Source organism: Dyella sedimenti (assembly GCF_022760995.1).
GTDB classification, from domain to species: domain Bacteria; phylum Pseudomonadota; class Gammaproteobacteria; order Xanthomonadales; family Rhodanobacteraceae; genus Dyella; species Dyella sedimenti.
In genome coordinates, this window is the sequence record NZ_JAKWJO010000001.1 from 1,075,435 (window position 1) to 1,101,130 (window position 25,696).

Annotated in this window: 19 protein-coding genes and 1 tRNA gene; 7 read left to right on the forward strand and 13 right to left on the reverse strand. The window is 68.6% G+C overall.

From position 1 onward, the window contains the following. Positions 1-58 precede the first annotated feature (58 nt). A complete protein-coding gene (locus MJ605_RS04870; RefSeq protein ID WP_243039912.1) occupies positions 59-1,564 on the forward strand; it encodes a transglycosylase SLT domain-containing protein in 1,506 nt (501 codons plus the stop codon). A gap of 276 nt (positions 1,565-1,840) precedes the next feature. Here MJ605_RS04870 and MJ605_RS04875 read toward each other — a convergent pair whose 3' ends face one another. Beyond that, complete coding sequence (locus tag MJ605_RS04875; protein WP_243039913.1) at positions 1,841-2,275, reverse strand: hypothetical protein; 435 nt, start codon at positions 2,273-2,275, stop codon at positions 1,841-1,843. A gap of 149 nt (positions 2,276-2,424) precedes the next feature. After that, complete coding sequence (gene asd / locus MJ605_RS04880) at positions 2,425-3,270, reverse strand: archaetidylserine decarboxylase (protein WP_243039914.1); 846 nt, start codon at positions 3,268-3,270, stop codon at positions 2,425-2,427. Between the two features lie 84 nt (positions 3,271-3,354). On the opposite strand from asd, the gene prmB reads away from it, so the two are divergent. Beyond that, positions 3,355-4,278, forward strand: a complete 924-nt coding sequence (gene prmB, locus MJ605_RS04885) for a 50S ribosomal protein L3 N(5)-glutamine methyltransferase (RefSeq protein ID WP_243039915.1) — start codon at positions 3,355-3,357, stop codon at positions 4,276-4,278. A 132-nt stretch (positions 4,279-4,410) separates the two neighbouring features. Here the strand turns inward: prmB and MJ605_RS04890 are convergent, their stop codons facing one another. Beyond that, a complete protein-coding gene (locus tag MJ605_RS04890) occupies positions 4,411-6,333 on the reverse strand; it encodes a CocE/NonD family hydrolase (protein ID WP_243039916.1) in 1,923 nt (640 codons plus the stop codon). 267 nt (positions 6,334-6,600) lie between these two features. Further along, positions 6,601-8,325, reverse strand: coding sequence for a GGDEF domain-containing protein (locus MJ605_RS04895; protein WP_243039917.1), 1,725 nt, complete (start codon positions 8,323-8,325; stop codon positions 6,601-6,603). Positions 8,326-8,573: 248 nt separating this feature from the next. Here MJ605_RS04895 and MJ605_RS04900 point away from each other — a divergent pair, with 248 nt between their 5' ends. Continuing rightward, positions 8,574-9,131 (forward strand): NADPH-dependent FMN reductase, encoded by a 558-nt coding sequence (locus MJ605_RS04900; protein ID WP_243039918.1) that lies wholly within the window; start codon positions 8,574-8,576, stop codon positions 9,129-9,131. A gap of 171 nt (positions 9,132-9,302) precedes the next feature. Here MJ605_RS04900 and ppk1 read toward each other — a convergent pair whose 3' ends face one another. Beyond that, positions 9,303-11,489 (reverse strand): polyphosphate kinase 1, encoded by a 2,187-nt coding sequence (ppk1, locus tag MJ605_RS04905; RefSeq protein WP_243039919.1) that lies wholly within the window; start codon positions 11,487-11,489, stop codon positions 9,303-9,305. Between the two features lie 271 nt (positions 11,490-11,760). Beyond that, positions 11,761-12,534 (reverse strand): AraC family transcriptional regulator, encoded by a 774-nt coding sequence (locus MJ605_RS19335; RefSeq protein WP_243039920.1) that lies wholly within the window; start codon positions 12,532-12,534, stop codon positions 11,761-11,763. 126 nt (positions 12,535-12,660) lie between these two features. On the opposite strand from MJ605_RS19335, the gene MJ605_RS04915 reads away from it, so the two are divergent. Next, a complete protein-coding gene (locus tag MJ605_RS04915) occupies positions 12,661-13,887 on the forward strand; it encodes an MFS transporter (RefSeq protein WP_279237371.1) in 1,227 nt (408 codons plus the stop codon). A 69-nt stretch (positions 13,888-13,956) separates the two neighbouring features. On the opposite strand, the gene murB is transcribed toward MJ605_RS04915, so the two are convergent. The 6 genes from murB to amaB all read right to left on the reverse strand — a co-directional run bounded on the left by murB (position 13,957) and on the right by amaB (position 19,519). Continuing rightward, positions 13,957-14,997: a UDP-N-acetylmuramate dehydrogenase gene (murB, locus tag MJ605_RS04920; RefSeq protein ID WP_425600966.1), complete on the reverse strand. Its 1,041-nt coding sequence runs from the start codon at positions 14,995-14,997 to the stop codon at positions 13,957-13,959. Further along, positions 14,987-16,030: a quinone-dependent dihydroorotate dehydrogenase gene (locus tag MJ605_RS04925; RefSeq protein WP_243039921.1), complete on the reverse strand. Its 1,044-nt coding sequence runs from the start codon at positions 16,028-16,030 to the stop codon at positions 14,987-14,989. The genes murB and MJ605_RS04925 overlap by 11 nt, the downstream gene beginning before the upstream one ends. Then, the gene (locus tag MJ605_RS04930; RefSeq protein WP_243039922.1) at positions 16,027-16,794 is read right to left on the reverse strand and encodes a class I SAM-dependent methyltransferase; all 768 of its coding nucleotides are present in this window, start codon (positions 16,792-16,794) and stop codon (positions 16,027-16,029) included. Before MJ605_RS04930 ends, MJ605_RS04925 begins: the two co-directional genes overlap by 4 nt. 3 nt (positions 16,795-16,797) lie before the next feature. Beyond that, positions 16,798-17,571, reverse strand: coding sequence for an SDR family NAD(P)-dependent oxidoreductase (locus MJ605_RS04935; RefSeq protein ID WP_425600967.1), 774 nt, complete (start codon positions 17,569-17,571; stop codon positions 16,798-16,800). Continuing rightward, positions 17,568-17,888 (reverse strand): hypothetical protein, encoded by a 321-nt coding sequence (locus tag MJ605_RS04940; protein ID WP_243039924.1) that lies wholly within the window; start codon positions 17,886-17,888, stop codon positions 17,568-17,570. Before MJ605_RS04940 ends, MJ605_RS04935 begins: the two co-directional genes overlap by 4 nt. A gap of 95 nt (positions 17,889-17,983) precedes the next feature. Beyond that, positions 17,984-19,519, reverse strand: a complete 1,536-nt coding sequence (gene amaB / locus MJ605_RS04945) for an L-piperidine-6-carboxylate dehydrogenase (RefSeq protein WP_243039925.1) — start codon at positions 19,517-19,519, stop codon at positions 17,984-17,986. A gap of 224 nt (positions 19,520-19,743) precedes the next feature. Between amaB and MJ605_RS04950 the strand changes: the two genes are divergently transcribed. After that, positions 19,744-20,199, forward strand: a complete 456-nt coding sequence (locus MJ605_RS04950; RefSeq protein ID WP_243039926.1) for a hypothetical protein — start codon at positions 19,744-19,746, stop codon at positions 20,197-20,199. Between the two features lie 108 nt (positions 20,200-20,307). Further along, a tRNA-Arg gene (locus MJ605_RS04955) sits at positions 20,308-20,384 on the forward strand. A 58-nt stretch (positions 20,385-20,442) separates the two neighbouring features. On the opposite strand, the gene MJ605_RS04960 is transcribed toward MJ605_RS04955, so the two are convergent. Next, on the reverse strand, positions 20,443-21,078 hold the full coding sequence (locus MJ605_RS04960; RefSeq protein WP_243039927.1) for a response regulator: 636 nt from the start codon (positions 21,076-21,078) through the stop codon (positions 20,443-20,445). Between the two features lie 229 nt (positions 21,079-21,307). Between MJ605_RS04960 and MJ605_RS04965 the strand changes: the two genes are divergently transcribed. Then, positions 21,308-25,666: an ATP-binding protein gene (locus tag MJ605_RS04965; RefSeq protein ID WP_243039928.1), complete on the forward strand. Its 4,359-nt coding sequence runs from the start codon at positions 21,308-21,310 to the stop codon at positions 25,664-25,666. The last annotated feature ends 30 nt before the right edge of the window (positions 25,667-25,696 follow it).

Here is a 25,696-nt window from a genome sequence, read left to right on the forward strand (position 1 = left end):
GAGTCGCCGGGGCCGGGCGCAGTAATGTCGTCCTTTCGATCCGGCTGTGACGTCGTCCATGGTGTTCCCCGTTTTTTCCCGCGCGATGCGCATGGCGCCCTTGGCTGGCGCGATCCTGCTGGCCGCCTGCGCGAGCGGCGGCGGCGCGCACCCCGGCGCCACGCCCCAGGCCAACCAGCTGTATGCGCAACTGGACCAGGCCAGCAAAGGCTATGAAACCGCCCTGCAGCAGGCCCGCGAGGGTCGGGCCCAGGCCTCGCAGCAGACCCTGGACGCCGCGCTCAACCAGCTCAAGGATGCCGCCGCGCATTGCCCCGGCACGGCCGGTTGCGACCCACAGCGCTTCTTCTCGGTGTTCGACCACCTGCTGCGCCTGAAGGACGGCAACTTCGACGTGGGCGACGATTTCGCCAGCGTGGGCGGCGACGTGCCCGAGGGCAGCGACAGCGGCAAGACCGGCGCGGCCAGCCTGCCCGAGGCGCAGCGCAGCGTCACCCTGCTGCGCGGCCAGCAGCTCTCGCAGCTGATCGCCATGAACGGCCCGGTCAAGGCCGCGCTGGAGATGTGGCTGACGCAATGGCGCGGCAACCTGATGGATGCCTACATCAACTACCAGTTCCTGCGCTACCAGATGTGGCCCGAGTACCAGAAGCAGGACCTGCCCGAGGCCCTGCTGTTCGGCATCCTGGCCAAGGAGTCGGGCGGCAAGGTGCATGCGGTGTCGCGCTCAGGCGCGGCCGGGCCGCTGCAGTTCATGTACGCCACCGGCCTGCGCTTCGGCCTCAACACCGAGGACGGTTTCGACTCGCGCTTCGATCCCGCTGAGTCCGCCCGCGCCAACGCCGCGTACATGGACGAGCAGCTCAAGGCCTTCAACAACAACCTGGAACTGACCCTGGCGGCCTACAACGGCGGCGAGGGGCGCATGCGCCGGCTGGTCGGCGACAACACCGCGGCAAGCCTGTACGACCCGGCCATCTACAACCAGCTGTCGCAGGAAACGCGCGACTACGTGCCAGCGGTGCTCGCCGCGGCATGGCTGTTCCTGCATCCGGAAAGCTACAACCTGCGCTTCCCGCGGGTGGACGGCGCGCCCGGCAGCATCGTGCTCAAGCGCCCGGCCTCGCTGACCGAGCTGACCGTCTGCCTCGGCTCCGCCGCGGGCATGAGCGATGGCTGGTTCCGCACCCTGCGCAACCTCAACCCGCGCCTGGACCCGCAGGTATCGCAGCCGGCGGGTGTGCGCATCCTGGTGCCCAAGGTGCTGGAGAAGCCCTACGAGGCGCGCTGCACCGACGGCCCCTGGCCGATCCTCGCCAACGACCTGCACACGGCCGTGCTGCCGGTGGTGCCGCCCGCACCGGCCCCGGCGCCCGCTTCGGTCTCGCGTTCCCCTGGCACCACCGGCCGGACCCGCGGCTACGTGGTCCGGCGTGGCGACACGCTGACCAGCATCGCCAACAAGGTGGGCTGCACCTCGGTGCAGGAGGTGGCCGAGCTGAATGGCCTCAACCACCAGCACATCAAGCCCGGCCAGACCCTGCGCGTGCCGGTCTGCCGGTAGGGCCGGCCTTGCCGTCGTCCTCTCCCTTGTGGGAGCGCACCCTGTGCGCGACTTGGGGGAGGCGAGGGACGAGGGATGAGTCGCGGGGCGCCAAATCCGACCACCAGGAGCTGTTTTCCAGAGGACGACAGAGGCGCGGGCTTGCAGCACCCTCTCTACGTGTCCTTTGCCCTCAGTCGCGCACAGGGTGCGCTCCCACAAGCAAGCATTTAGAAAGAAGAACGCCGCGCTCCAGCGGAGCGCGGCGTCTTCGTTCCACGGGCAAGTGGCGGAAAGCTAGGCGGCGGCCGGCGTATGCAACCAGTCCTGTACGTCGTCGGTGCGATGGGCTTCCTTGAGTTCGCGCAGCAGCCGCATCAGGTCGCGATGGTGGGGCTGCAGGCTGGCGTGCGGGGTGTCCTTGGTCTCGTGGTAGGCCACCGCCAGCCATAGCGCGATGCCGCGCATGGCGACCTCGGGATTGTCCGAGCGCGAGCGCGCGAAACCGATATCGGTGCCCTGGCCCCAGGGCAGGTAGCGCTCCTGTGGAGGCGTGCCGTACAGGTGTGGGAAATCGCAACGCGACGCTTGGCCGATCTCGCGCAGGGCCAGGGTGCCCAGGCGGGCACGGTTGCGCTTGGGCAGGGCGCGGATACTGCGTTCGATCTCGCGCAGCTGTCGGCCGAGCTGGCGGCCGCGGTTGAACGCAATGAGCTGGGTGACGATACGCATGGGTGTCCTCGGTATGTGCCCTGGGATGGCGCCCGCGCCCGGCGGCACCGGACGGGGAGCTTAGCCCCGCCGATCCGGGCAGTGCGCCGAAAAGGTCACAAAACGACGAAAAACGTCACTCGTGCGTCAAAGTATTGACGGATCGCCGGTCAGGCACCGGGCTGCACACCGAGCCGCTGGCCCACTTGCACATGCTGCTGCGGCGCCAGTTCGTCCAGCGTCACCGCGCCTTCGGGGAACAGCAGGATCACCGTCGAGCCCATGTTGAAGCGCGCCATCTCGGCGAAGCGTTCCAGCGTGATGCCCTGGCCGGCGAAGGACTTGCGGCGGATCGCGGGGGCGTAGGGCGGGATTACCAGGCCATCCCACACGGTGGCCACGCTGGAGACCAGGATGGCGCCCACCATCACCAGCACGAACGGGCCGTGCTCGCCCTCGAAATGGCAGACCAGTCGTTCATTGCGGGCGAACAGGCGCGGAATCGCCTCCACCGCGAACGGCGCCACGCTGAAGATGCGGCCCGGTACGTGGACGGTCTCGCGCAGCGTGCCTTTCAGTGGCATGTGCACGCGGTGGTAGTCGCGCGGCGAGAGGTAGATGGTGACAAAGCGCCCGTCGCGGTAGGGCGCGGCGTCGGCCTCGCCGCCCAGCAGCTCGGCGGCGGTGTACTCCTGGCCCTTGGCCTGGAAGATGCGGCCGGCCACGATGCGGCCGGCCTGGCTGATTCTGCCGTCCGCAGGCGAGAGCAGGGCGGTGGCGTCGGCGTCCGCGCGACGGGCGTCCTGCCGCAGCTTGCGGGTGAAGAAGGCATTGAAGTGCTGGTAGGCCAGCGGATCGGACTGCGCGGCCTCGGCCATATTGACCTGGTACTTGCGCACGATGGTGCCGATCAGGAAGTTCTTCCACGGCTTGAAGGTCCAGCGCGTGGCCCAGTAGACCACCCGTGACAGGGCGCGGTGGGGCAGCAGGTATTGCAGGAGAACGTTGAAGGTCATCCCGCAAGTATGAACGATTTGCGTCAGGGGGAACGGCCCGGCTGCGGCTATACTTCGCGATCCCCTGACGCCCGGACGCCCGCCGTGACCGACGAACTCGCCTCCATCATCGATTTCATCCGCTATGGCGCCAGCCGCTTCTCGGCGGCCGGGCTCACCTTCGGGCACAGCCACGACAATCCGATCGACGAGGCCACCCACCTGGTGCTGGCCAGCCTGCACCTGCCGCCGGACATCCCGCCCGCCTACGGCGCCGGCCGGCTGACCCGCGAGGAGCGCGAGCGTGTGCTGGCGCTGATCGAGCGCCGCGTCACCGAGCGCCTGCCGGTGGCCTATCTGGTCGGCGAGACCTGGTTCGCCGGGCTCAAGTTCAAGAGCGACCGCCGCGCCCTGGTGCCGCGCTCGCCGATCGCCGAGCTGATCGAGTCCGGCTTCACCCCGTGGCTGGACCATCGCCACGTCGAGCGTGCGCTGGACCTGTGCACCGGCTCGGGTTGCATCGGCATCGCCATGGCCGAGTACAACCCCGACTGGCAGGTCGACATCGTGGACATCAGCGACGAGGCCTTGTCGCTGGCGCGCGAGAACATCGCGTTCCAGCACGTGGAAGGCCGCGTCGAGGCGATCCGGTCCGACCTGTTCAGCGGTCTCGACGGTCGCCGCTACGACCTGATCGTCTCCAACCCGCCCTATGTCACCGAGAACGAATACGCCGCACTGCCGGGCGAATACAGCCACGAACCCAAGCTCGGCCTCACCTCCGGCGAGGATGGCCTGGACCTTTGCGTGCGCATGCTCGACGAGGCCGCCGACCACCTCACCGAGGACGGCCTGCTGATCGTGGAAGTGGGCGAAAGCGAGCACGCGCTGGTGCAGCTGTTGCCGGAGGTGCCGTTCGTGTGGATCGAGTTCAAGGTGGGGGCGATGGGAGTGTTCGCGCTGGAGCGCCGGGATCTGCTGGCGCATGCCGAGGCGATTCGCAAGGTGGCGCTGGCGCGGCGCGGGTAGCGCCAGCGCGGGACCCTTGGGAGGCTGGGAGGGCAGCTGTCGGCCAGGGCCGTTCGATCTCGCCTGGCTGACATCTTCGTGGGCATGCCTTCCTGGTGCCTCCTCCGCTACAGGGGGAGGCCGGGAGGGGTTTCAGCCGTTCGGCACCACCGGCAGGCTGATGAAGCTCGCGTTCCCCGGCGCATGCCACACGCGCTGCGTGGCCTTGCGGTAGTCGGCGGGCCGGGCGTCGAAGATGTTCGGCACGAAGGTCTGCGGGTTGCGGTCGTACAGCGGGAACAGGCTGGACTGCACCTGCACCATGATGCGGTGCCCCGGCTGGAACACGTGGTTGGCGGTGGGCAGGCCGAAGGCGTACAGCAGCGGCTGGTTCGGCACGAGCGCCTGCGGGTGCTCGAAGCTGGTGCGGTAGCGGCCGCGGAAGATGTCCAGCGAGATCGGCAGCTCGTAGCCGCCCATGGCAGGGTTGGAGGGCACCGTGTCCGGATAGACGTCGATCAGCTTCACCACCCAGTCGCTGTCCGTGCCGCTGGTGGAGGCCACCAGGTTCACCTGCGGCGCGCCGCCGATGTGCAGCGGCGCGGTGAGCGGCTCGCTGACGTAGGTAAGGACGTCCGGACGGCCATCCGCGAAGCGCTGGTCGTTGAGCAGCCAGTGCGTCCAGGCGTCGTGGTCGGCGAAATGCACCGGGCGCGGCTGGTAGGGCACCGGCTTGGCAGGATCGGAGACGTACTCGTCGTACTTGGCCGCGTCCGCGCCCGGCGCGTTGAACGACAGCGTGCCGTTGGCGCCCAGGTACAGCGCCCTGGGCCGGTTGGCGCAGCCCTGGTCGCAGCTGAGCGGCCAGGCCTTGTAGCGGTCCCAGTGGTTCTCGCCGGTGTTGTAGATCAGCACCGGCGGCGTGTTCGCCTTGGGCGCGCCGTCCACCAGGTACTGGTCGAAGAACGGCTTGAGCACGTCGCGGCGGAACTGCAGGGCGGTGTCGCCGTCCCACTGCATCGGGCCGAGCGTGCTGCCGTCGTAGTTCACCTGGCTGTGCCGCCATGGGCCCATCACCAGGAAGTTCTTGTCGTTGGCGGTGTCCTTGGGCTCCATCGCCTCGTAGCTGTGGATGGCGCCCCACATGTCCTCCTGGTCCCACAGGCCCTGCAGCCACAGGGTGGGCACGGCGAGCGGCTGCTGCGCCATGATCCTGTCCAGCGCCTGGCCCTGCCAGAACGCGTCGTAGGCCGGGTGCTCGTGCAGCTTGCGCCAGAACGGCAGCTGCTCGAGGCCCCAGGTGCGCGCGTAGTCGCCGGCCGAGCCGGCCGCGAGGAAATTGCTGTAGTCGTCGTAGCCCACGCGCGGCACCGGGCCGCCCTTGCCGTGCTGTATGGTCTGCCCGTAGATGTAGTCGAAGTTGGTCTGGCGGAAGGCGCCGTAGTGGAACCAGTCGTCGCCCATCCAGCCGTCCACCATCGGGCTTTCCGGCGCGGCCACCTTCAGCGCCGGGTGCGGATGGATCAGCGCCATCACCACCGTGAAGCCCTCGTAGGAGGAGCCGAGCATGCCGACCTTGCCGTTGGACTCGGGCAGGTTCTTCACCAGCCAGTCGATGGTGTCGTAGGCGTCGGTGGAGTGGTCGACCTCGCTGCCGTTGAGCGGCCCGCGCAGCGGGCGCGTCATCACGTAGTCGCCCTCCGAGCCGTATTTGCCGCGCACGTCCTGGAATACGCGGATGTAGCCCGCGTGCACGAACACCTCGTCGCCCTGCGGCAGGGTGGCGTCCATGCGCGGCGACACGTAGCGCTCGGCGCGGCCGCTGGCGTCGTAGGGCGTGCGCGTGAGCAGGATCGGCGCGTGCTGCGCGCCCTTGGGGATCACGATCACCGTATGCAGCTTCACGCCGTCGCGCATCGGGATCATTACCTCGCGCTTGACGTAGTCGTAGCCGGCGCGGGTGGGCTCGAAGGTCTTGGGCACGTCCGGGGTCAGCGGCGCGGTCTGGGCCTGGGCGAGCGCGGCGGCGAAGGCGGCGAGGGTGGCGGCGGCGAGCAGGGTACGGCGGACGCGCATGGGAAGGAGCCTCCACGCGGGCGGCCGATGCGGCGGCCGGCCCGGTCGGGTGAATGGATGGGACGATCACGCCCGACTGTAAGCGAGCCGTCATCCTTCTCCCAGCATGACTTCCTGCCTATGCGCGGCCACAGGCGCCCCTCCCCAGCCCTCCCTTGCGACCGTAGGGAGTCCCTTTTCGGGGCACGCAGCCTGCTCCTACAGAGGGGACCGATTAGCGTCGGCGGGGAGGGGAGTTGGGATGACACCGAGATTTTGAACAAGCTCTCAGGAGTGACGGTCGCCTTCCACCGCGCGGGGCCAGCTGCGCCGCATGCGGGTCTCCAACTGCTCGTCCAGGCGCGCCCGGTTGCGCCCGGCGAGCTTGGCGCGGTACATGGCCTGGTCGGCGCGCGCCACCAGGGTTTCCACCGTGTCGTCCGGCGCGCGCATGGCGATGCCGATGCTGACGCTGAGCACCAGCCCGCCATCGTTCACCGGGATGTCCAGCCGGTGCACGCGCCGGCACAGCCGCGTGGCCACCTGCATGGCGGTGGCCTGCTCGACGCCGTAGAGCATGGCGACGAATTCCTCGCCGCCATAGCGGCCCAGCAGGTCGTGCGGGCGCAGCTCGTGGCGCAGGGCATCGGCCACCGCCACCAGCGCGCGGTCGCCGGCGGCATGGCCCTGGCGATCGTTGAGCGCCTTGAAGTGGTCCAGGTCGAGGAACAGCAGGGCCACCGGCTGGCCGCCGCCACTGGCCAGCACCTTGGCCACGCTCTCGCTCCAGGCGCGCCGGTTGAGCACGTTGGTGAGGGCGTCGGTGTCGGCCAGTTCCTGCACCAGGCTGTGGTCGCGCCGCATGATCAGCGCGCGGTCGGCCAGGCCCAGCGACAGCAGGGCGGCCTCGAACGCGCCCGCCGCCAGGCAGGCGTCGCTGAGCCAGCCGACGTCGGCCAGCATGCCGTTCATCTGGCTGTTCAGCAGCGTCGTCAGGGTGAGCAGGGGCGTCCAGCCGGCCAGGAAGAACCAGGCCGGCCGCGCGCCGCGCGCCGCTGCCGCCACGGCGGCCACCAGCAGCAACAGCGTGCCGAGGATAAGCAGCGGGCTGAGCAGCACCTGGGCGGTCTGCTGCAGCACGGGGATCTGGCAGATGCGCAGCAACACCACCAGCGGCATGCCCACCGCGAGTGCCAGCGTCGGCGTATGCAGCAGCGGGGCGTAGCGGGGCAGCTCGCAGAAGCGCGCCAGGAACATCGCCGCGAAGGCCAGCGACAGCGCCATGGCCGAGGCCGTCACCGAGGGTGCCGTGCCGGCCAGCCAGGTCAGTTCCAGCGGGTGGAACAGGTAGCCGGTCTGCATGCCCTGGATCACCGCGTAGCAGAGCACGTAGCCGGCGTACCAGGCGAAGGTGCCGTCGCGCAGCATCGCAGCCAGGCACAGCGCCATCAGGGACATCACCAGCATTACCGCGAAGCAGGCGCTGGCGAAGGCCAGCCAGTGCGCGTCGTCCTGCAGGTACTCGTTCCAGGGTTGCAGCCGGAAGCCCGCCGGCATGGTGCGCGCAGGCGCCGGGTCGAAGCGCAGCAGGATCGGCGCGGAAGCGGCCATGTTCGGAGTCATCCGGTAGGCGATGCGCCCATGGCCGTGCGCGGAGGCGGCGAAGTCGTCCAGCGACAGGGTGATGGCGGCGCCCCGGGCGTCGTACATCGTCACCGGCACCAGTGGCGGCGGGGCGATCGAGAGCACGCGCTCCTCGTCGACCAGTGGCGGCAGCGGCTGCAGCACCACCCAGGTGCCGTGCTGCTGCGAAGGGAAACGCTGCAGCCGATGGGGATCGAAGGCGGCCAGCTCGCCGCGATGGAACGCGGCCAGCACGGATGCCGGCGTGTCGCCCGGTTGCACCTCGCGGGCGGCGCCGGTAAAGGCGATGCCGGCGTGCGTGGAGGCAGGCAGCAGCAGGGCGAGGATGCACAGCATCCGCCACAGGCCATGCCTCGCTGTCGCAGCCATCCCCCTGCCCATCGCTTTCCCCTGTGACGCACTGCGTTCCCTTCCCAGAAGGCAGTGCGTATTGCCGTGTCGACTCCGGTCATGCCGCAGGGGCGCCCCCTGACTGGGCGGGTCCTGCCGGCCGGAAGCCTGGACGGTCGCCCAGCATGCCACAACGCCGCGGTACGGTGCGGTGGCCCCGCGATCACGGAGGATTAACCAGTGCGGCTGTCATGCTTTGAGCCTCCCTTTCCGACGGAGCACAAGGCATGAGCAAGATCCGCGTCGCCGTACTGGTGGGCAGCCTGCGCAAGGATTCCTTCAACCGGCAGCTGGCCCGGGCCGTGGAGAAGCTGGCGCCCGACGATTTCGGCTTCGAGCACCTGCGCATCGACAACCTGCCCCTGTACGACCAGGACTTCGACGGCGACTACCCCGCCGAGTGCAAGCGCCTGAAGCAGGAGATCGCGGCGGCCGACGCGCTGCTGTTCGTCACGCCCGAGTACAACCGTTCGATTCCTGGCGTGCTGAAGAACGCCATCGACATCGCCTCGCGGCCCTGGGGCACCAATTCGTTCGCGGGCAAGCCGGGGGCGGTGCTAGGCATCTCGGTGGGTTCCACCGGCACGGCGCTGGCACAGCAGCACTTGCGCAACGTGCTGGCCTATCTCGACGTGCCGACGCTGGGCCAGCCGGAGGTGTTCATCCAGCACAAGGAAGGCCTGATCGACGCCGAGGGCAACATCGGCGTGGAAAACACCCGCACCTTCCTGCAGGGTTTCGTGGACCGCTACGTGGCCTGGGTGAAGCTGCATCGGAAGAAGTAAGGCGACGTTGCCATGTTTGCGGGAGCGCACCCTGTGCGCGACCTCCTTTTGCCTCGGTCTCCATCGTTCGTCATCCTGGCCCTTGCCCCCTTTGGCGGGGTGCGCCGGGACGACGAGCCATGAGGCGAAAGGCGTCGCGCACAGGGGGCGCTCCCACAGGGTAGGCGGGTGTCAAACCTCGCTCGCCGCCCCGGTGCCGCACAGCTTGTCGAGCAGCTGCGTCTGCACGTTGCGCACCGGCTGGTTGGCGCTGGGCTTGGCGCGCACGTAGTGGCCATCGGCGTGCAGCAGCCAGGCGCTGGCGTTGTCGGCCAGGTACAGCTCCAGCTCTTTCTTCAGGCGGGCCTGCAGCTTCTTGCCCTCGACCGGAAAGCCGGTTTCCACGCGGCGGTCCAGGTTGCGCTCCATCAGGTCCGCGCTGGCGAGGTAGAACTGTTCCTCGCCGCCGTTGAGGAACCAGTAGACGCGGCTGTGCTCCAGGAAGCGTCCCACGATGGAACGCACGCGGATATTGTGCGATACCCCCGGCACGCCGGGCCGCAGGCAGCACATGCCGCGCACGATCAGGTCGACCTTCACCCCGGCCATGCTGGCCTTGTACAGCGCGCGGATCATCTTGGCGTCGGTGACGGCGTTGACCTTGATGATGATCTGCGCCGGCTTGCCCGCCGCCGCGTGCGCGGTTTCCCGCGTGATGAGTTCCAGCAGCGTCTTCTTCAGCGTGAACGGCGCATGCAGCAGCTTCTTCATCTGCAACAGCTTGCCCATGCCGGTGAGCTGGCTGAACAGCTTGTGCACGTCCTCGCACAGCGCCTGGTCGGAGGTGAGCAGGCTGTAGTCGGTATACAGGCGTGCGTTGCCGGTGTGGTAGTTGCCGGTGCCCAGGTGGGCGTAGCGCACCAGCTCCTCGCCCTCGCGGCGCTGGATCAGCATCAGCTTGGCGTGCGTCTTCACGCCCACCACGCCATAGATCACCATCGCGCCGGCCTGCTGCAGGCGCGAGGCCAGCGTGAGGTTGGATTCCTCGTCGAAGCGCGCGCGCAGCTCGATCACCACCGTCACTTCCTTGCCGGCGCGCGCGGCGTCCACCAGCGCATCGACGATCTCGGAATTGGCGCCGCTGCGGTACAGCGTCTGCTTGATCGCCAGTACGTTCGGGTCCTTGGCCGCCTGGTGCAGCAGGTCCACCACCGGCGCGAACGATTCGTAGGGGTGCAGCAGCAGCACGTTCTGGCGGCCGATCGCCGTGAACAGGTCCTCGGCCTTCTTCAGCGCCTTGGGAATCGCCGGGGTGAACGGCGGGTATTCCAGGTCCGGGTGGTGGGTCTTGCTGGCCAGCCCGAACAGGCGGGCCAGGTTCACCGGGCCGTTCACCTCGTACATCTCGGCGGCGGTCAGGCCGAACTGGCGCAGCAGGTAGTCGGTCAGCTCCGGCGGGCAATTGTCGGCCACTTCCAGCCGCACCGCATCGCCGAAGCGGCGGGAGTACAGTTCGCCGCGCAGCGCGCGCGCCAGATCCTCCACGTCCTCCGGGTCGATGGTGAGGTCGGCGTTGCGGGTGAGGCGGAACTGGTAGCAGCCGCGCACCGACATGCCGGGGAACAGCTCCTCGGTATGCGCGTGGATGATGGAGGACAGCAGCACGAAGCTCTCGTCGCCCTCGCTCACGTCGTCCGGCAGGCGGATCAGCCGGGGCAGCACGCGCGGCGCCGGCACGATGGCCAGGCCCGAGTCGCGCCCGAACGCATCGGTGCCTTCCAGCTGCACGATGAAGTTCAGGCTCTTGTTGACCAGCAGCGGGAAGGGATGCGTGGGGTCCAGCCCGATCGGCGTGATCAGCGGCCCCACTTCCTGGCGGAAATAGCGGCGCACCCACAGCTTCTGCTTGTGCGACCACTCGTTGCGCCGCACGATGCGGATGCCGTGGCGCGCCAGCTCGGGCAGGATGCGATCGTTGAGGATGGCGTACTGGCGCTCGATCTGCTTGTGCGTGATCTCGCTGATCTCGGCCAGTGCCTTGCGCGGCGCGATGCCGTCCGGCCCCACGATCTCGTGGTCGAAGGCGATCTGGCTCTTCAGGCCCGCCACGCGGATCTCGAAGAATTCGTCCAGGTTGCTGGAGAAGATCAGCAGGAACTTCAGCCGTTCCAGGATCGGCTTGCTCTCGTCCAGCGCCTGGTCCAGCACGCGGATGTTGAACTGCAGCTGCGACAACTCGCGGTTGATGTAGAGGCTGGGGTCGTTCAGGTCCGGCGCGGGCGTGGCCGCCTCGGTAACCGCGGGGGCAGGTTTGGCCGCGATGACGTCCGGGGCGTCGCTATCGCTGGCTTCGCTGGAACGAATGACGTCGTTGCTCATCGGCTCACCGTTCAGTGGGCGGGTGCGCATGCGATGCGCGGGTCCGCAAAGGGACATGGTACGGCGCCGATTGAGACGGGACCATGGCAGCGCCGTCGGTGACCGGGGCTGTCACGCGATGGACATGTTGCGCGGTTGGTTTGACGGATTCGTGACAGGGGGCGCTCCCACAATAGAATGCGCGCGCTTTTCTGTGGGAGCGCACCCTGTGCGCGACTAAAGATGCCAACCAGCCGTAAACGGCCTTCGCGCCCCCTTTGCCTACCCCCACTCACCCCCCAAGATACCGGCTCGGCGCCATCCCCAGCACGCGCCGGAACGCGGCGGTGAAGGCGCTGGGGCTGCCGTAGCCCAGGTCCAGCGCCACCTGAGTGATGGGCTCGCCGTTGCCCAGCCGCGTCAGCGCCGCCAGCAGGCAGGCCTGCTGGCGCCAGGCGGTGAAGCTCATTCCCGTTTCGGCGCGGAAGGTGCGCGTGAAGTGCCGGCGGCTCATGCCCGCGCGCTGGGCCATGCGATCGATCCTCGCCTCCTGTGAGGGCTGGTCCAGCAGCTCGCGGCACAGCGCGGCGAGACGCTTCTCGTGGGGCAGCGGCGCACTGAGCGGCAAGGCCGGCGCGCGGCGGATCTCGTCCAGCAGCAACGCCATGACGCGGCCGTCGCGGCCGTCCAACGCGTATTCCGCCGGCAGGTCCACGGCCACCTGCAACAGTTCGTGCAGCAGGGGCGACACCGCGATGACCTGGCAGTGCGGCGGCAGGGCGGCCGCGCGCGACGCCTCGGGCGTGACGTAGACGCTGCGGGTGGCGACCGGGCCGCCCATGTGCACCTCGTGCGCGATGCCGGCGGGGATCCACAGTGCGCGGCGCGGCGGCACCACCCAGCTGCCCTCGCTGGTGATGGTGGTGAGCACGCCGGTGGAGGCGTACAGCAACTGGCTCCGGCGGTGGGAATGGGCCGGCAGCACGTAGTGGGGCGGATAGTCGTTGCCCGTGGCGATCACATCGCGGGGCGTGTTGTCGTAGGCGTCGGCGCGGGCGTTACGCACGGGGTTGGCCCGGATTCGATAGAAAATGACCCATTGGCGTGTGCGGGCCGGAGCGAGTCACTTTAAGGTGGCGCCCCTGGCATCGCAAGCTGCGGCGCCTTGACGCACCCCATGACAAGAGTCCCCATGCAAACACGCGTTGAAGACTTGCCGCTGCCCACGGCACCCGCCGTCCGCGGCGAACACGGCACCGAGTACCGCATCCTGGGCGCGATCAGCTTTTCGCACCTGCTCAACGACATGATCCAGTCGCTGATCCTGGCCATCTACCCGATCCTGAAGAGCGGCTTCGACCTCAGCTTCGCGCAGATCGGCACCATCACGCTGACCTACCAGCTCACCGCCTCGCTGCTGCAGCCGGCGGTCGGCATGGTCACCGACAGGAAGCCGATGCCGTATTCGCTGCCGGTGGGCATGGGCTTCACACTGTGCGGCCTGCTGCTGCTGGCGGTGGCGCCGAATTTCGCCGTGCTGCTGCTGGCGGCGGCGCTGGTGGGCACCGGCTCGTCGGTGTTCCATCCCGAATCCTCGCGCGTGGCGCGCATGGCCTCTGGCGGCCGCCACGGGCTGGCGCAATCGCTGTTCCAGGTCGGCGGCAACGCCGGCGCCTCGCTGGGCCCGCTGCTGGCCGCCTGGATCATCGTGCCGCACGGCCAGGGCAGCATCGCCTGGTTCTCGCTGGCGGCACTGCTGGCCATCGCGGTACTGCTGCAGGTCAGCCGCTGGTACCGCGACCACCATGCCGTGCGCGGCAAGGGCAAGCCGCGGCACGCCGCGCTGGTACCGCTCACGCGCGGCAAGATCGCCTGGTCGCTGCTGATCCTGGGCACGCTGATCTTCTCCAAGTACTTCTACCTGGCCAGCATCAGCAGCTATTACACCTTCTACCTGATCCACAAGTTCGGCGTGTCCGTGCCGAACGCGCAGACCCACCTGTTCGTGTTCCTGTTCGCGGTGGCGGCCGGCTCGCTGCTGGGCGGACCCATCGGCGACCGCATCGGACGCAAGTGGGTGATCTGGGCCTCGATCCTGGGCGTGGCGCCGTTCACCCTGCTGTTGCCGCACGCCAACCTGTTCTGGACCGGCGCGCTCACCGTGGTGATCGGCCTGGTGCTGGCCTCGGCGTTCTCGGCCATCCTGGTCTATGCGCAGGAATTGATCCCCGGCCGCGTGGGCATGATCTCCGGCCTGTTCTTCGGCTTCGCCTTCGGCATGGGCGGCATCGGCGCCGCCGTGCTGGGGCATGTCGCGGATGCGCGCGGGATCGAGTATGTCTACGGGGTGTGTGCGTATCTGCCGCTGATCGGGGTGATCACGGCGTTCCTGCCGAACCTGGAGAGGAGGGAGGCGTGACGCTGGCGGGGGTAGCCTTCCTCCTTGCCCGTCATCCCGGTCTACGCTGGGGGACGGGGAAACCCGCCTTCAGACCACCACCGGCTCCGTCTCCAGCCCCACCCCGAACTTCTCCCGCACCTCGGCCATTACTCGCTGCGCGAACGCCCACAGTTCCGCACCGGTAGCCTGTCCATGGTTCACCAGTACCAGCGCGTGCCGGTTGGAAATGCCGGCGTCGCCTTCGCGCACGCCCTTGAAACCGCTGGCTTCGATCAGCCAGGCGGCGGAGAGTTTCCAGCGGCCGTCGGCGCCGGTCCAGGCCACCAGTTCCGGGTGTTCGCGCTTGAGCGCCTCGCCTACCGAGGCATCGACGATGGGGTTCTTGAAGAAGCTGCCGGCGTTGCCGATCACGGCGGGGTCGGGCAGCTTGCGGCTGCGCAGGTGCACCACCGCTTCGGCGACGTGGAACGGGGCTGGCTTGTCCACGCCCATGCGCACCAGTTCCTCGCGGATGCCAGCGTAGTCCAGGCGCAGTGCGTGGGTGCGGGGCAGGGCGAAGCGCACGGCGGTGACGATGTAGCGGCCGGGTTCGTGCTTGAACACCGAGTCGCGGTAGGCGAAGGCGCAGTCCCTGCGCGTGAGTATCGCCACGCGGCGCTCGCGCGTGTCCCAGGCTTCCACGCTCTCGACGAATTCGGCCACCTCGGCGCCGTAGGCGCCGATGTTCTGGATCGGCGCGGCGCCGACAGTGCCGGGGATCAGGATCAGGTTTTCCAGCCCCGCGTAGCCCTGGCCCAGGGTCCAGCGCACGAAGTCGTCCCAGCGCTCGCCGGCGGCCACGGCGATGCGGGTGACGTCGCCTTCCTGTTCCACCTGCACGCCGCGCGTGGCCATGGCCAGCACGGTGCCGTCGACATCGCCGGTGAGCAGCAGGTTGCTGCCTTCGCCCAGCACCAGCAGCTTGCCCTGGCGCACGGCGGGGAAGTCCAGCAGCTCGGGCAGCTTGGCGGCGTCGCGGACCTCGGCGAGCAGCCGGGCGCGGGCGTTGACGCGCAACGTGTTGCGCGCGCCCAGCGGGGCGTTCTCGATCAGCGTGTAGCCACCCATGTCCACGCGCTCAGCCACCATGGGCGACTCCCTGCTGGCGGCGGATTTCCTCCACGCATTCGGCGACCAGGGCGGGGCCGCGATAGACCAGGCCGGAATAGAGCTGCACCACCGAGGCACCGGCGGCCATCTTGTCTGCCGCGTCGCTGCCGTCGAGGATGCCGCCCACGCCGATGATGTCCAGCTTGTCGCCCACGCGCTGGCGCATGCCGCGCAGCACGGCGGTGGAGCGGGCGAACAACGGCTTGCCCGACAGTCCGCCCGTTTCATGGCCGTGCGGGTCGCTAACCACGGCGGCATGGTCAATGGTGGTGTTGGTGCAGACCACGCCGTCTACCCTGGCCGCCAGCAGCACCTCGGCGATGCCGTCCAGTTCCGCCTCGCCCAGGTCCGGCGCGATCTTCAGCAGCATCGGCTTGCGCGCGCCGCTCTGCGAGCCCAGGCGTTCCTGCGCCTCGCGCAGCGCCTCGACAAAGCGGCGCAGGGTGTCCTCTTCCTGCAGGTCGCGCAGGCCCTGGGTATTGGGCGAGGAGATGTTGACGGTGACGTAGCTGGCCAGCGCATGGACGCGCTCCAGGCAGAACAGGTAGTCGTCCACCGCCTTCTCGTTGGGCGTGTCCTTGTTCTTGCCGATGTTGATGCCGAGCACGCCGCGATAGCCGGACTTCTGCACATTGCGCACCAGCGCATCGACGCCGTCGTTGTTGAAACCCAGCCGGTTGATGACCGCCTCGTGGTTGGGCAGGCGGAACATGCGCGGCCTGTCGTTGCCCGGCTGCGGGCGCGGCGTGGTGGTGCCCACCTCGATAAAGCCGAAACCCAGCGCGCCGAGTGCGTCGAGATGGTCGGCGTTCTTGTCCAGGCCGGCGGCGAGCCCGACGGGATTGGGAAAGCGCAGGCCGAACGCGGTCGTCGGCAGCTCGGCCGGAGGCTTGGCGACCAGGTGCGCGAGGTTGCTGCGCCAGGCCACGTCCAGCCCGTACAGGGTCAGGCGATGGGCGCTCTCCGCATCGAGCGCGAACAGCAACGGGCGGATCAGCTCGTACGCGTTCAAGCCAGCGTGCCTACGTAGATGACGGTGTCGTAGTCGAAGCTGATGCGGCCATCGACCGCGCAGCGGTCGAACAGCTCGCGCAAGGCGCGCAGCATCGGCTCGTGCTGCGGATGGCCGGCGCGCGGCGCGTAGGAGGAGGACATCAGGCGTCCCTGCAGGCTGTCGTAGTCCAGCCACTGGCCATGGTCGAAGCGTCCCATGCCGCGATAGCCGGCGCCGAACCAGGCGCGCAGCTGCGGCTCGTCGCCGTAGCGCTCGGCCACGCTGGTGTAGTCGGTGCCGTAGGTCTTGAGCAGCGCCTCGTAGCCTTCCAGGAACGGCGTGCCGACCAGCCGCCGCGAGTTCCAGATGATCGCGGCCAGTCCGCCGGGCCGCAGGATGCGCTGGAACTCCCGCCGTGCCGCCGCCTGGTCGAACCAGTGGAAGGCCTGCGCCACGATGACCAGGTCCACGCTGCCGCCGTCCAGGCCAGTGGCGGTGGCGTTGCCATCGACGGCGCGGAAGCGCGGGTTGTCGCCCAGCCACTGTTCGGCGGCGCGGCGCATCGGCTCGTTGGGTTCCACCGCGGTCACGCGGTAGCCGCCATCGAGGAACAGCCTGGCGGAGATGCCGGTGCCCGCGCCGATGTCGGCCACGCGCCACTCGGGATTCACGCCGTGCTCGCGTTCCAGCCATTCCCGCATCGCCACGGGATAGTCGGGCCGGTAGCGCACGTAGTCGGCGACGCGGTCGCTGAAACGCTCGGTGGGCTTGAGGTCGGTCATGGGTCAGCCTGTCAGCAATTGGCCGCCGTCCACGCACAGCGTCTGGCCGGTGATCCAGCGCGCGAACGGCGAGGCGAGGAAAAGGGCGGCGTGGGCGATGTCCTCCGGCACGCCGTAGCGGCCGAAGGGAATCTTGGCCAGCGTGCGCTGGTACAGCTCGGGCGCCTCGCTGCGGCGGCGGTCCCACAGCCCGTCGGGGAATTCGATGGAACCAGGCGCGATGGCGTTGACGCGGATGCGGTGTTCCGCCAGCGACAGCGCCTGCGAGGTGGTGTACTGGCTCAGCGCGGCCTTCACCGCCGCATAGGCCGGCCCGCGCACCCCGGGATGGAACGCGGCGATCGAGGAAATGTGCAGGATGCTGCCATGGGCCGAGGCCTTCAGATGGGGCAGGGCATGGCGCGAGGCGCGCACGGCCGCCATCAGGTCCACGTTGAAGCCGGCCAGCCAGGCCTCGTCGGTATCGGCGAAGCCATAGCCGCTGGCGTTGTTCACCAGCACGTCGATGCCGCCCAGCACCTCGGCCGCCTCGCCGATATAGGCCTCGATGGCGGCGCCATCGGCAAGGTCGCAGGTGCGCGCATGCGCGGTGACGCCTTGCGCGGCGATGGCGCCGCGCACTTCATCCAGCGCATCCTGGCCGCGGGCGCACACCGAGACGGCGGCGCCGGCCTCGGCGAAGGCCAGCGCGATGCCGCGGCCGATGCCCTTGCTGCCGCCCGCGACGACGACGCGGTAGCCGCTGACACCGAGGGCGGACAAAGGCGGCAAGGTCATTTCGGTGCCGGGAAAACGACGTGGTGTACCAATACTGGAGATAGGATCAACGGGCTGAACAACAGCAATAGGGCGAGCAGGCTGTACTGCGTATAGGCCATGATCCGGGCCGCCTTGGCCAGTCCCTCGCCCCGCAGCAGGCCACCCGATGCGGTAATGATTTTCTGTGCCTTCCAGCCGGAGATCGAGGCGATGACGGATCCAGCCAGCGGCAGCACCATGGGAAGGACCGGATTGACCGGTCCGAGCACCAGCCCCATCACCGGCAGCAGCGTCCACGCGAGGATGGCGAAAACCAGGCTGTAGATCGCCAGCATGCTGTACGTCGGTGTTTCCTGTACCTGTCGTGCGCTTTCCATCGTCATACCCCCGTTGTCGATGTGATCCGCTTGCTGCCGTTGGCCTTGCCGTCTTACAGGTCGAACTTGATGCCCTGCGCCAGCGGCAGCGAGTTCGAGTAATTGATGGTATTGGTCTGCCGGCGCATATAGACCTTCCACGCATCCGAGCCGGACTCGCGGCCGCCGCCAGTCTCCTTCTCGCCGCCGAAGGCGCCGCCGATCTCGGCGCCGGAGGTGCCGATGTTGACGTTGGCGATGCCGCAGTCCGAGCCGGCCGCCGACAGATACTGCTCCGCCGATTTCAGGTTCTGCGTGAAGATCGCCGAGGACAGCCCCTGCGGCACGCTGTTCTGCTGTTCGATGGCCTCGTCCAGCGTCTTGAACGGCATCACGTACAGGATCGGCGCGAAGGTTTCGGTCTGCACCACCTCGTCGCTGTTCTTCACCCCGGTGACGAGGGTCGGCAGCACGAAGTTGCCCGGACGATCGCTGAGCGCGGCGCCGCCGGTGCGCACGGTGCCGCCGGCCGCCTTGGCCTTCTCGATGGCGGCGAGGTAGGCCTGCACGGCCTCCTTGCTGTTGAGCGGGCCCATCAGGGTGGTGGGCAGGGTCGGGTCGCCGATCTTGCTTTCCACCTGCTTATAGGCGGTGACCAGCTTGGCGGTGACGTCGTCGATGATCGACTCGTGCACGAACAGCCGGCGCGTGGTGGTGCAGCGCTGGCCGGCGGTGCCCACGGCACCGAACACGATGGCCGGGATGGCGAGCTTCAGGTCCGCGCTCTCGTCCAGGATGATGGCGTTGTTGCCGCCCAGCTCCAGCAGCGAGCGGCCCATGCGCCGCGCCACGCGCTCGCCCACCAGGCGGCCCACCCTGGTGGAGCCGGTGAAGCTGATGAGCGGAATGCGCCTGTCGTCCACGAAGGCCTGCGACAACTCGGTGCCGGCATCGTTGAACAGGAAGAAGATGTCGGGGAAGCCGCCGGCCTTCAGCGCCTCGTTGCAGATCCGCATCGTCGCGATGGCCGACAGGGGGGTCTTGGGCGAAGGCTTCCACACGCAGATATCGCCGCAGATGGCGGCCAGGAATGCGTTCCAGGCCCACACCGCGACCGGGAAGTTGAACGCGCTGATGATGCCGACCAGGCCCAGCGGGTGGTACTGGTCGTACATGCGGTGGCCCGGGCGCTCCGAATGCATGGTGTAGCCGTACAGCATGCGGCTCTGGCCCACCGCGAAGTCGGCGATGTCGATCATCTCCTGCACTTCGCCATCGCCCTCGGGCTTGATCTTGCCCATCTCCAGCGCCACCAGCGAGCCCAGCGCGTCCTTGTGTCTGCGGAGCGCCTCGCCGCACAGGCGCACGGCTTCGCCGCGACGCGGCGCCGGCGTGGTGCGCCATACCTTGAAGGCCGCCTGGGCGCGCTCGACGAGGGTCTCGTAGTCCGCCGCGCTGGAGGCATGCACCGTGGCGATTACCTCGCCGGTCGCCGGGTTGACCGGTTGCAGCGTGCCGGCGTCGGTGGTGCGGGACCACTCGCCGTTGCCCAGGTAGGTGCCCGACTGGGTGGCGCCGAGGCCAAGTGCGGTGAGGATGGCGTGGGACATGCGTGACTCCGGACCGTGGCGCGGCAAGGCCGCCAGTAGAGAAAACAGGCATTCTAGCAGGCCCCCCGCCATGGATCGCCTTGGCCGCCGGGCCATGCCAGAATCCCTGGCGTCGCCCCGGCCCGCGCCTGGATGCCATCCGGCGCCCCCGCTGGAACTTTTCCATCCATCAGCAAAGGATCTGTATGAAAAGGTTTGGCAGTGCGCTGACATTCGCAGTGGCGGTGGCATCGACCATTCCCGCTGCGGCGTTCGCCGGTGAGGTCGGGGATCCGGCCCTCCAGTCGTCGAAGCAAACATATGCGTTGACGCCCGGTTCCTCGGCCTATGCAGGATGGAGCGAATGGATACGGCAGCAGCAGGCGCGCAAGGATGTTTCGCCTGCGGTGAAGGGCGTCGGCCGCATCACCATCACGGCGGTATCGGATGGCGCCAGCGCGCCGGCTGCTTCGCCCGTACCCGTCATGCCGGACGTGGCGCCGGCGCCGCAAGGCTTGCTGCCGGCCGGCCTGCCTGCGGTGGGAACGACGGGGCAGCGGGTCACCATCTCGAACGAGATTCCGGACGGCGGCGAACAGCTCTGGACCTATGCCTGGGCGGACGCTCCCGGAGCCTGGGTATTGACGGGCCAGGGAGGCTGCGTGCAACCCCATTGTAGCGTCGCCATCGCCACCCGCTGACCTTGCCGGCGTGCTGGCGTGCGAAGGATCGGCGCCGTCGTGGCTCGCAGGCGCGGAAAGCCGCGTTCTTCTTCGGGGTCGCCATGTTTGTTATCCTTTCCGCTCGATGGCCCCGTGGCACAATTGGATAGCGCGCACCCCTCCTAAGGGTGAGGTTGTGGGTTCGAACCCCGCCGGGGCCGCCATCGATGCTTCGCACGACAAGAGACCGCCTTGGGGCGGTCTTTTCATGGACAGGCTCTCTCAGCCCAGCATGCCGTGCTCGCGGGCATAGGCGTAGACGCCCAGGTCGCTCTTGAGGCCGAGCTTGGACATGGCGTCCATCTTCTGCCGGCTGATGGTCTTGACGCTGCGGCTGAGCTGCGTGGCGATCTCGGACACCGTGAAGCCCAGCGCGAACAGACGCAGCACTTCCACCTCGCGCTTGGAAAGTACCGCCTGGACCGGAGCGGCGCCCGAGGCCTGGGCGGCATTCAGTGTCTTGCGGATGCCTGCGCCCAGGTAGCTTCGCCCGTGCGACACGGCCTGCACGGCCAGGGGCAATTCGGCCAAGGCATCGGACTTGCCCAGCAGGCCGCGCACGCCCGTCGCGAGAATGGCGCTGAGCACGCCCGCGTTGTTCACCATGGTCAGCACGATCAGGGGCAGCAGCGGCCAGCGGCGGCGTATCAGCCCCAGCATCTGCAGGCCGTCGGCCATCTCCCCGCCCGGCATGCTGAAGTCGGTGAGCACCAGGTCGCACGGATGGTCCTCGATCGCATCGAGCAGCTCCGCGGGCGAGCCGACGTCGGCGACCACGCTGGCCTGCGCACTGGCCTCCAGCACCATGCGCACCCCGTTACGCACGACGGGATGGTCATCCGCCAGAATGATGCGCATGGTCATGCCTTCACGATTCCGCTGCCTGCAAAAGTGCAAGGTTAGCCGATTCGACGTGGCAAGCAGATTAGGCGTTTTCCTACGCAATGCCGGGTGTTCTTCAGACGATTCTCATGGCAGATGGTGTAGCCGGCGCACTAGGCTGAACCTTTGCAGATCACGTTGGAACCTGGGCGCATCGATGGACGTATATACGGATTTATGCGGTGGCGCGTGGCCTTGCCGCCGGTTGCCGAGGGACAAGGAACGGCGGGGCTGGCGGGCGTATGGCCTGGCCCTTCTGCTGGCCTGTCTGGCCGGCGTGTGGGGGATCGCCCAGGCGACACAGGATGTTCCCGCACGCGGCGGCTCGGTATCGGCTGTCAGCGATCCGATAGACAGCCTGCTCTCCCTGGCGCCGGAGGAAGACGCATGGCGTCGCCAACATCCGGTGATCCAGGTGGGCGTCCTGGCCGGCGATCACCTGCCTGCCGAAACCTGGGTGGCGGGACGGCCCGATGGCTTTGGCGTGGACTACGCCCGGCTGCTTGCCGGCAAGGCCGGGTTACGGCTGAACTTTCATCCCTACAGCGAACCGGTGATGGTCGTCGGGACGGGCATGCCGTACGACCTGCTGACCGCGATGACGCCCGGCCAGGCGGCCGGGGCGGGCTTCGAGCTGCTCACGCCCTATGCCGCCGGCCGCATGGTCGCGGTGGCGCGCAAGGGCGACGAGCGTATCCACACGGAACGCGACCTCGCCGCCATGCGCATCGCCATCGCGAGCGATGCCCGTGACATCGCGGACGTGTTGTCGCGGCGCTATCCCCATGCGGTGCTGGTGGCCGCCGACGATGATCGCCAGGCACTGGACCTGCTGGCCTCCGGCCGTGCCGACGTCTACCTCGGCACGACCCTGTCGCGCATGCGCCTGTCGTTGCCCGACCGCCACGACGATGCCCTGGTCGTGCTGGAATCGCTGGAACTGCCGCCCCTGATGGTCGGCCTCGCCGTGCCGCGCGACCGCGGCATGCTGCTGGACATCCTGCGCAAGGCCGAGGCCGGCTTGTCCGCGGACGAGGTGACGCGCCTGCGCGCGCGCTGGGGCGTGCGCGCGGAGGCTGGGGCCGCGGCTTCCGTGCAGGCGCCGACCAGCGCCGAGCGTGACTGGCTGCACGGCTTGCCGCCGCTGCGCCTGGGGTTCGAGATCGACCGCTTCCCCTATACCTTCCTGGACAGCCAGGGCCAGTTGAGCGGCGTGGCGGCGGACTACGCGGAGATCGTGCAGGAAGCGCTGGGGCTGCGCGTACAGCCCGTGCCCGCCAAGGACTGGAACCAGCTCCGGCGCATGGTCCATGACGGCGAGGTCGACCTGGTGGCGGCGGCGACGCCCGACGACTTCAGTTCGCGCGACATGGTATTCAGCCGGGCCTACGAGCATTTTCCGCAGGTCATCGTGGCGCAGGTGCAAAGCCCGACCTTGTCGGGTCCGGAAGACCTGGCCCGCCGTACCGTGGCGGTACGCGAGGAGATGGGGTTGCTGTTCCGCCTGAAGGCGCTGTCGCCCACCACGCGCTGGCTATCGGTCGGCAGCGCCGAGGAGGGCATGGCGATGGTGGCGTCCGGCCGGGCCGATGCCTATGTCGGCGCCCTGCCGGTGGTCGATGCCCTGATTCGCGACCGCTATGCGGCCACGCTGCGCGTGACCGGGCCCGCGGATTTCGACCAGGATCTGTCGATCGGCGTGGTCAACCGCTACGAGCAGTTGGTGCCTCTCATCAACCGCGTGCTCACCGGCGTGTCGGACCGCCAGCGCCAGGCCATCCGCAGCCATTGGCTGACCGCGCAATACCACTATGGCGTGCCGTGGCGATGGGTGCGTACCGGCCTGCTGGCGGCCCTGCTGGTACTGGGGGGCATGGCCATCTCCTATTTCCGCCAGCGGCGCGCCATGCGCGCGCAGCATGCAGCGGAGCAGTCCCTGGCGGCCCAGCTGCGGTTCCAGCAGGCCCTGCTGGAAACCATTCCTTACCCGGTGTTCGTGAAGGACGACGCAGGGCGCTATATCGCCGTCAACCGCGCCTACGAGGCTATGTTCCATGCCTCGCGCGACGACCTGCTGGGTCATACCCTGGCCGAGACGCGGCATGTCGCCGGCCTGGATGCCGATGCCTTGCACGCCTCGGACATGCAACAGTTGGCCCGGGGCAGCGGCAGCCATCACGAGCTGCACGTCAGTCCCCCGGACGCTTCCGGCGGCACGCGCGACTCCCTGCTATGGCTGCACGTCTTCAATCGCGGCGGCGGGCAGGGCACCTGCCTGCTCGGCACCCTGGTGGACGTCAGCGAGCTGCGCAAGGCCGAGGCGCGCGCGCTCGCTTCCGAGCAGAAGCTGATCGACACCAACGAAAGCCTGCCCGGCGTAGTGCTGCGCGCGTGCTACATGCCGGATGGATCGAGCCGGTTTGACTATGTTGGCGGCGATAGCGAGGCCCTGTTCGGCCTGACCCACGGGGAACTCACGCAGGGGCGCCGCCGACTTTCAGACGTCATCCTCGAGGATGACCGGCCCGCGATGCGCCAGGCCGTCCAGCGCGCCAAGGAAGGCTTCGGGCCGCAAGGCGTGGAATACCGCATCGCCCTGCCGTCCGGCCTGCGATGGGGGCACGCCTCGTTCGGCCTGCCGCGCCGCGAGGACGACGGCACCGTCTTCTGCAGCATCTACTGCGATGACATCACCGCCGAGAAGGCGCAGGCGCAGGCCCTGGTCGAGGCCACCACCACGGCCGAGGCGGCGGTCGCCGCCAAGGGCGCCTTCCTCGCCATGATGAGCCACGAGATCCGCACGCCCATGGCCGGCGTGCTCGGCCTGATCGAACTGCTCGGCAAGACGGCGCTGGACCGCGAGCAATCGCACATGCTGGACATGGTGCGCGATTCGGCGAGCGCCTTGCTGCAGATCCTCGATGACATCCTGGACTTCTCGCGCATCGAGGCCGGGCGATTGACGCTGAGCGAGCATCCCTTCGACCTGCGGGCGATGACCGACGGCGTGCTCGGCCTGTTCGCCACGCTGGCGCGCGAAAAGGGCCTGGCCCTGTACGCCACGCTGGACTGGCGGCTGGCGGCGCAATACCGGGGCGACATGACACGCATCCGGCAGATCGTCACCAACCTCTTGAGCAATGCGCTGAAGTTCACTTCCAAGGGGCATGTCGAGCTGCATATGGAACTGCTCGAGGATGCCCCCGACGGGCAACGCATGGCCATTTCCGTCCACGATACCGGCATCGGCATCGCGCAGGAGCAGCTCGACCGGCTGTTCCAGCCCTTCGTGCAGGCCGACGCTTCTACCTCGCGCCGCTATGGCGGCACGGGACTGGGACTGACCATCTGCCAGCGGCTGGCCCACATGATGGAGGGCGAGATCCGCATCACCAGCTCGCTGGGCTTCGGCACCAGCGTGACGTTCGACGTGCGGCTGCCGGTGGCGCAGGCCCTGCGGCCGCAACCGGCGCTGGCCGGCAAGCGGGCGCTGCTGTGCACCGGCGACATCCTGCTGGAGCGCGAGCTGTCCAATACGCTGTCCGCGCTGGGCCTGTCCATCATCGGCGCCGACGCCAGGGACCTGCCCGAGAGCGACGCGCACAACGTCGATATCTACGTAGTCGATGCGGCCCTGGCGCGCGGCGGGGCGCTGCCTCCTGGTGTTCGCGTCATCCGCTTGCTGGATGCGCCCGATCCCCGCGGCTTTTTCGTGGAGGAAGGGCATGTCGCGCTCAGCGGCTATCCACTGCTGTGGCGCTCGGCCATGGAAGCCTGCCACACGGTCCTGGGCATCTCGCTGCCTGCCCGCCCGATGGTTCCCGGCGTGTCGCCGGTGCGCCACGCGGCGCGTATCCTCGTGGCGGAAGACCATCCGATCAACCGCGCCGTGCTCGGTCGCCAGCTCGATTGCCTGGGCTATGCGCATACCATCGTCGACAATGGCCAGGAGGCCTTGCGCACCCTGGCCAACGGCCATTACGACCTGCTGATCACCGATTGCCACATGCCGCTGCTCGACGGTTATACGCTGGCGCGCAGGATTCGCGAGGGCGAGGCGGGCAGCGATACGCACCTTCCCATCATCGCCTTGTCGGCGAGTGCGCTGCCGGAAGAGGTCGTGCGCTGCCACGAGGCGGGCATGGACGAATTCCTGGCCAAGCCCGTGCAGCTGTCCACCCTGGACGCCATGCTGTCCGCCAGCCTCGAAGGTCGTTCGCCCAAGGTCGGGCGGGAGACCCCGGAGGCCGACCCCGCCGTGGACGGGCGCCTACGCACCCTGAAGGAAGTCTTTGGTTCGGCACGGCAGGTGAGGGACCTGCTGCGAGGCCTGCTCGACACCACGCGCCAGGACCTGCGGGAGCTGGAGCACGCCCGCCTGGGCAACGACGCCGAGCGCCAGCGGGACATCCTGCACCGCATCCGGGGCGCGTTGCGGCTGGTGGACAACCAGTTGCCCGCCGGCAGCGGCAGCGTGGTGCAGCAGCGGGACGAACTGCTCCGCCACCTGCGGGCGCTCGAGGTCCTGCTGGCCCGGCTCGAATCGGGCATGGCCGATGCCTGACGCCGCCGGCATGTCGAATCCCGCCAGTCC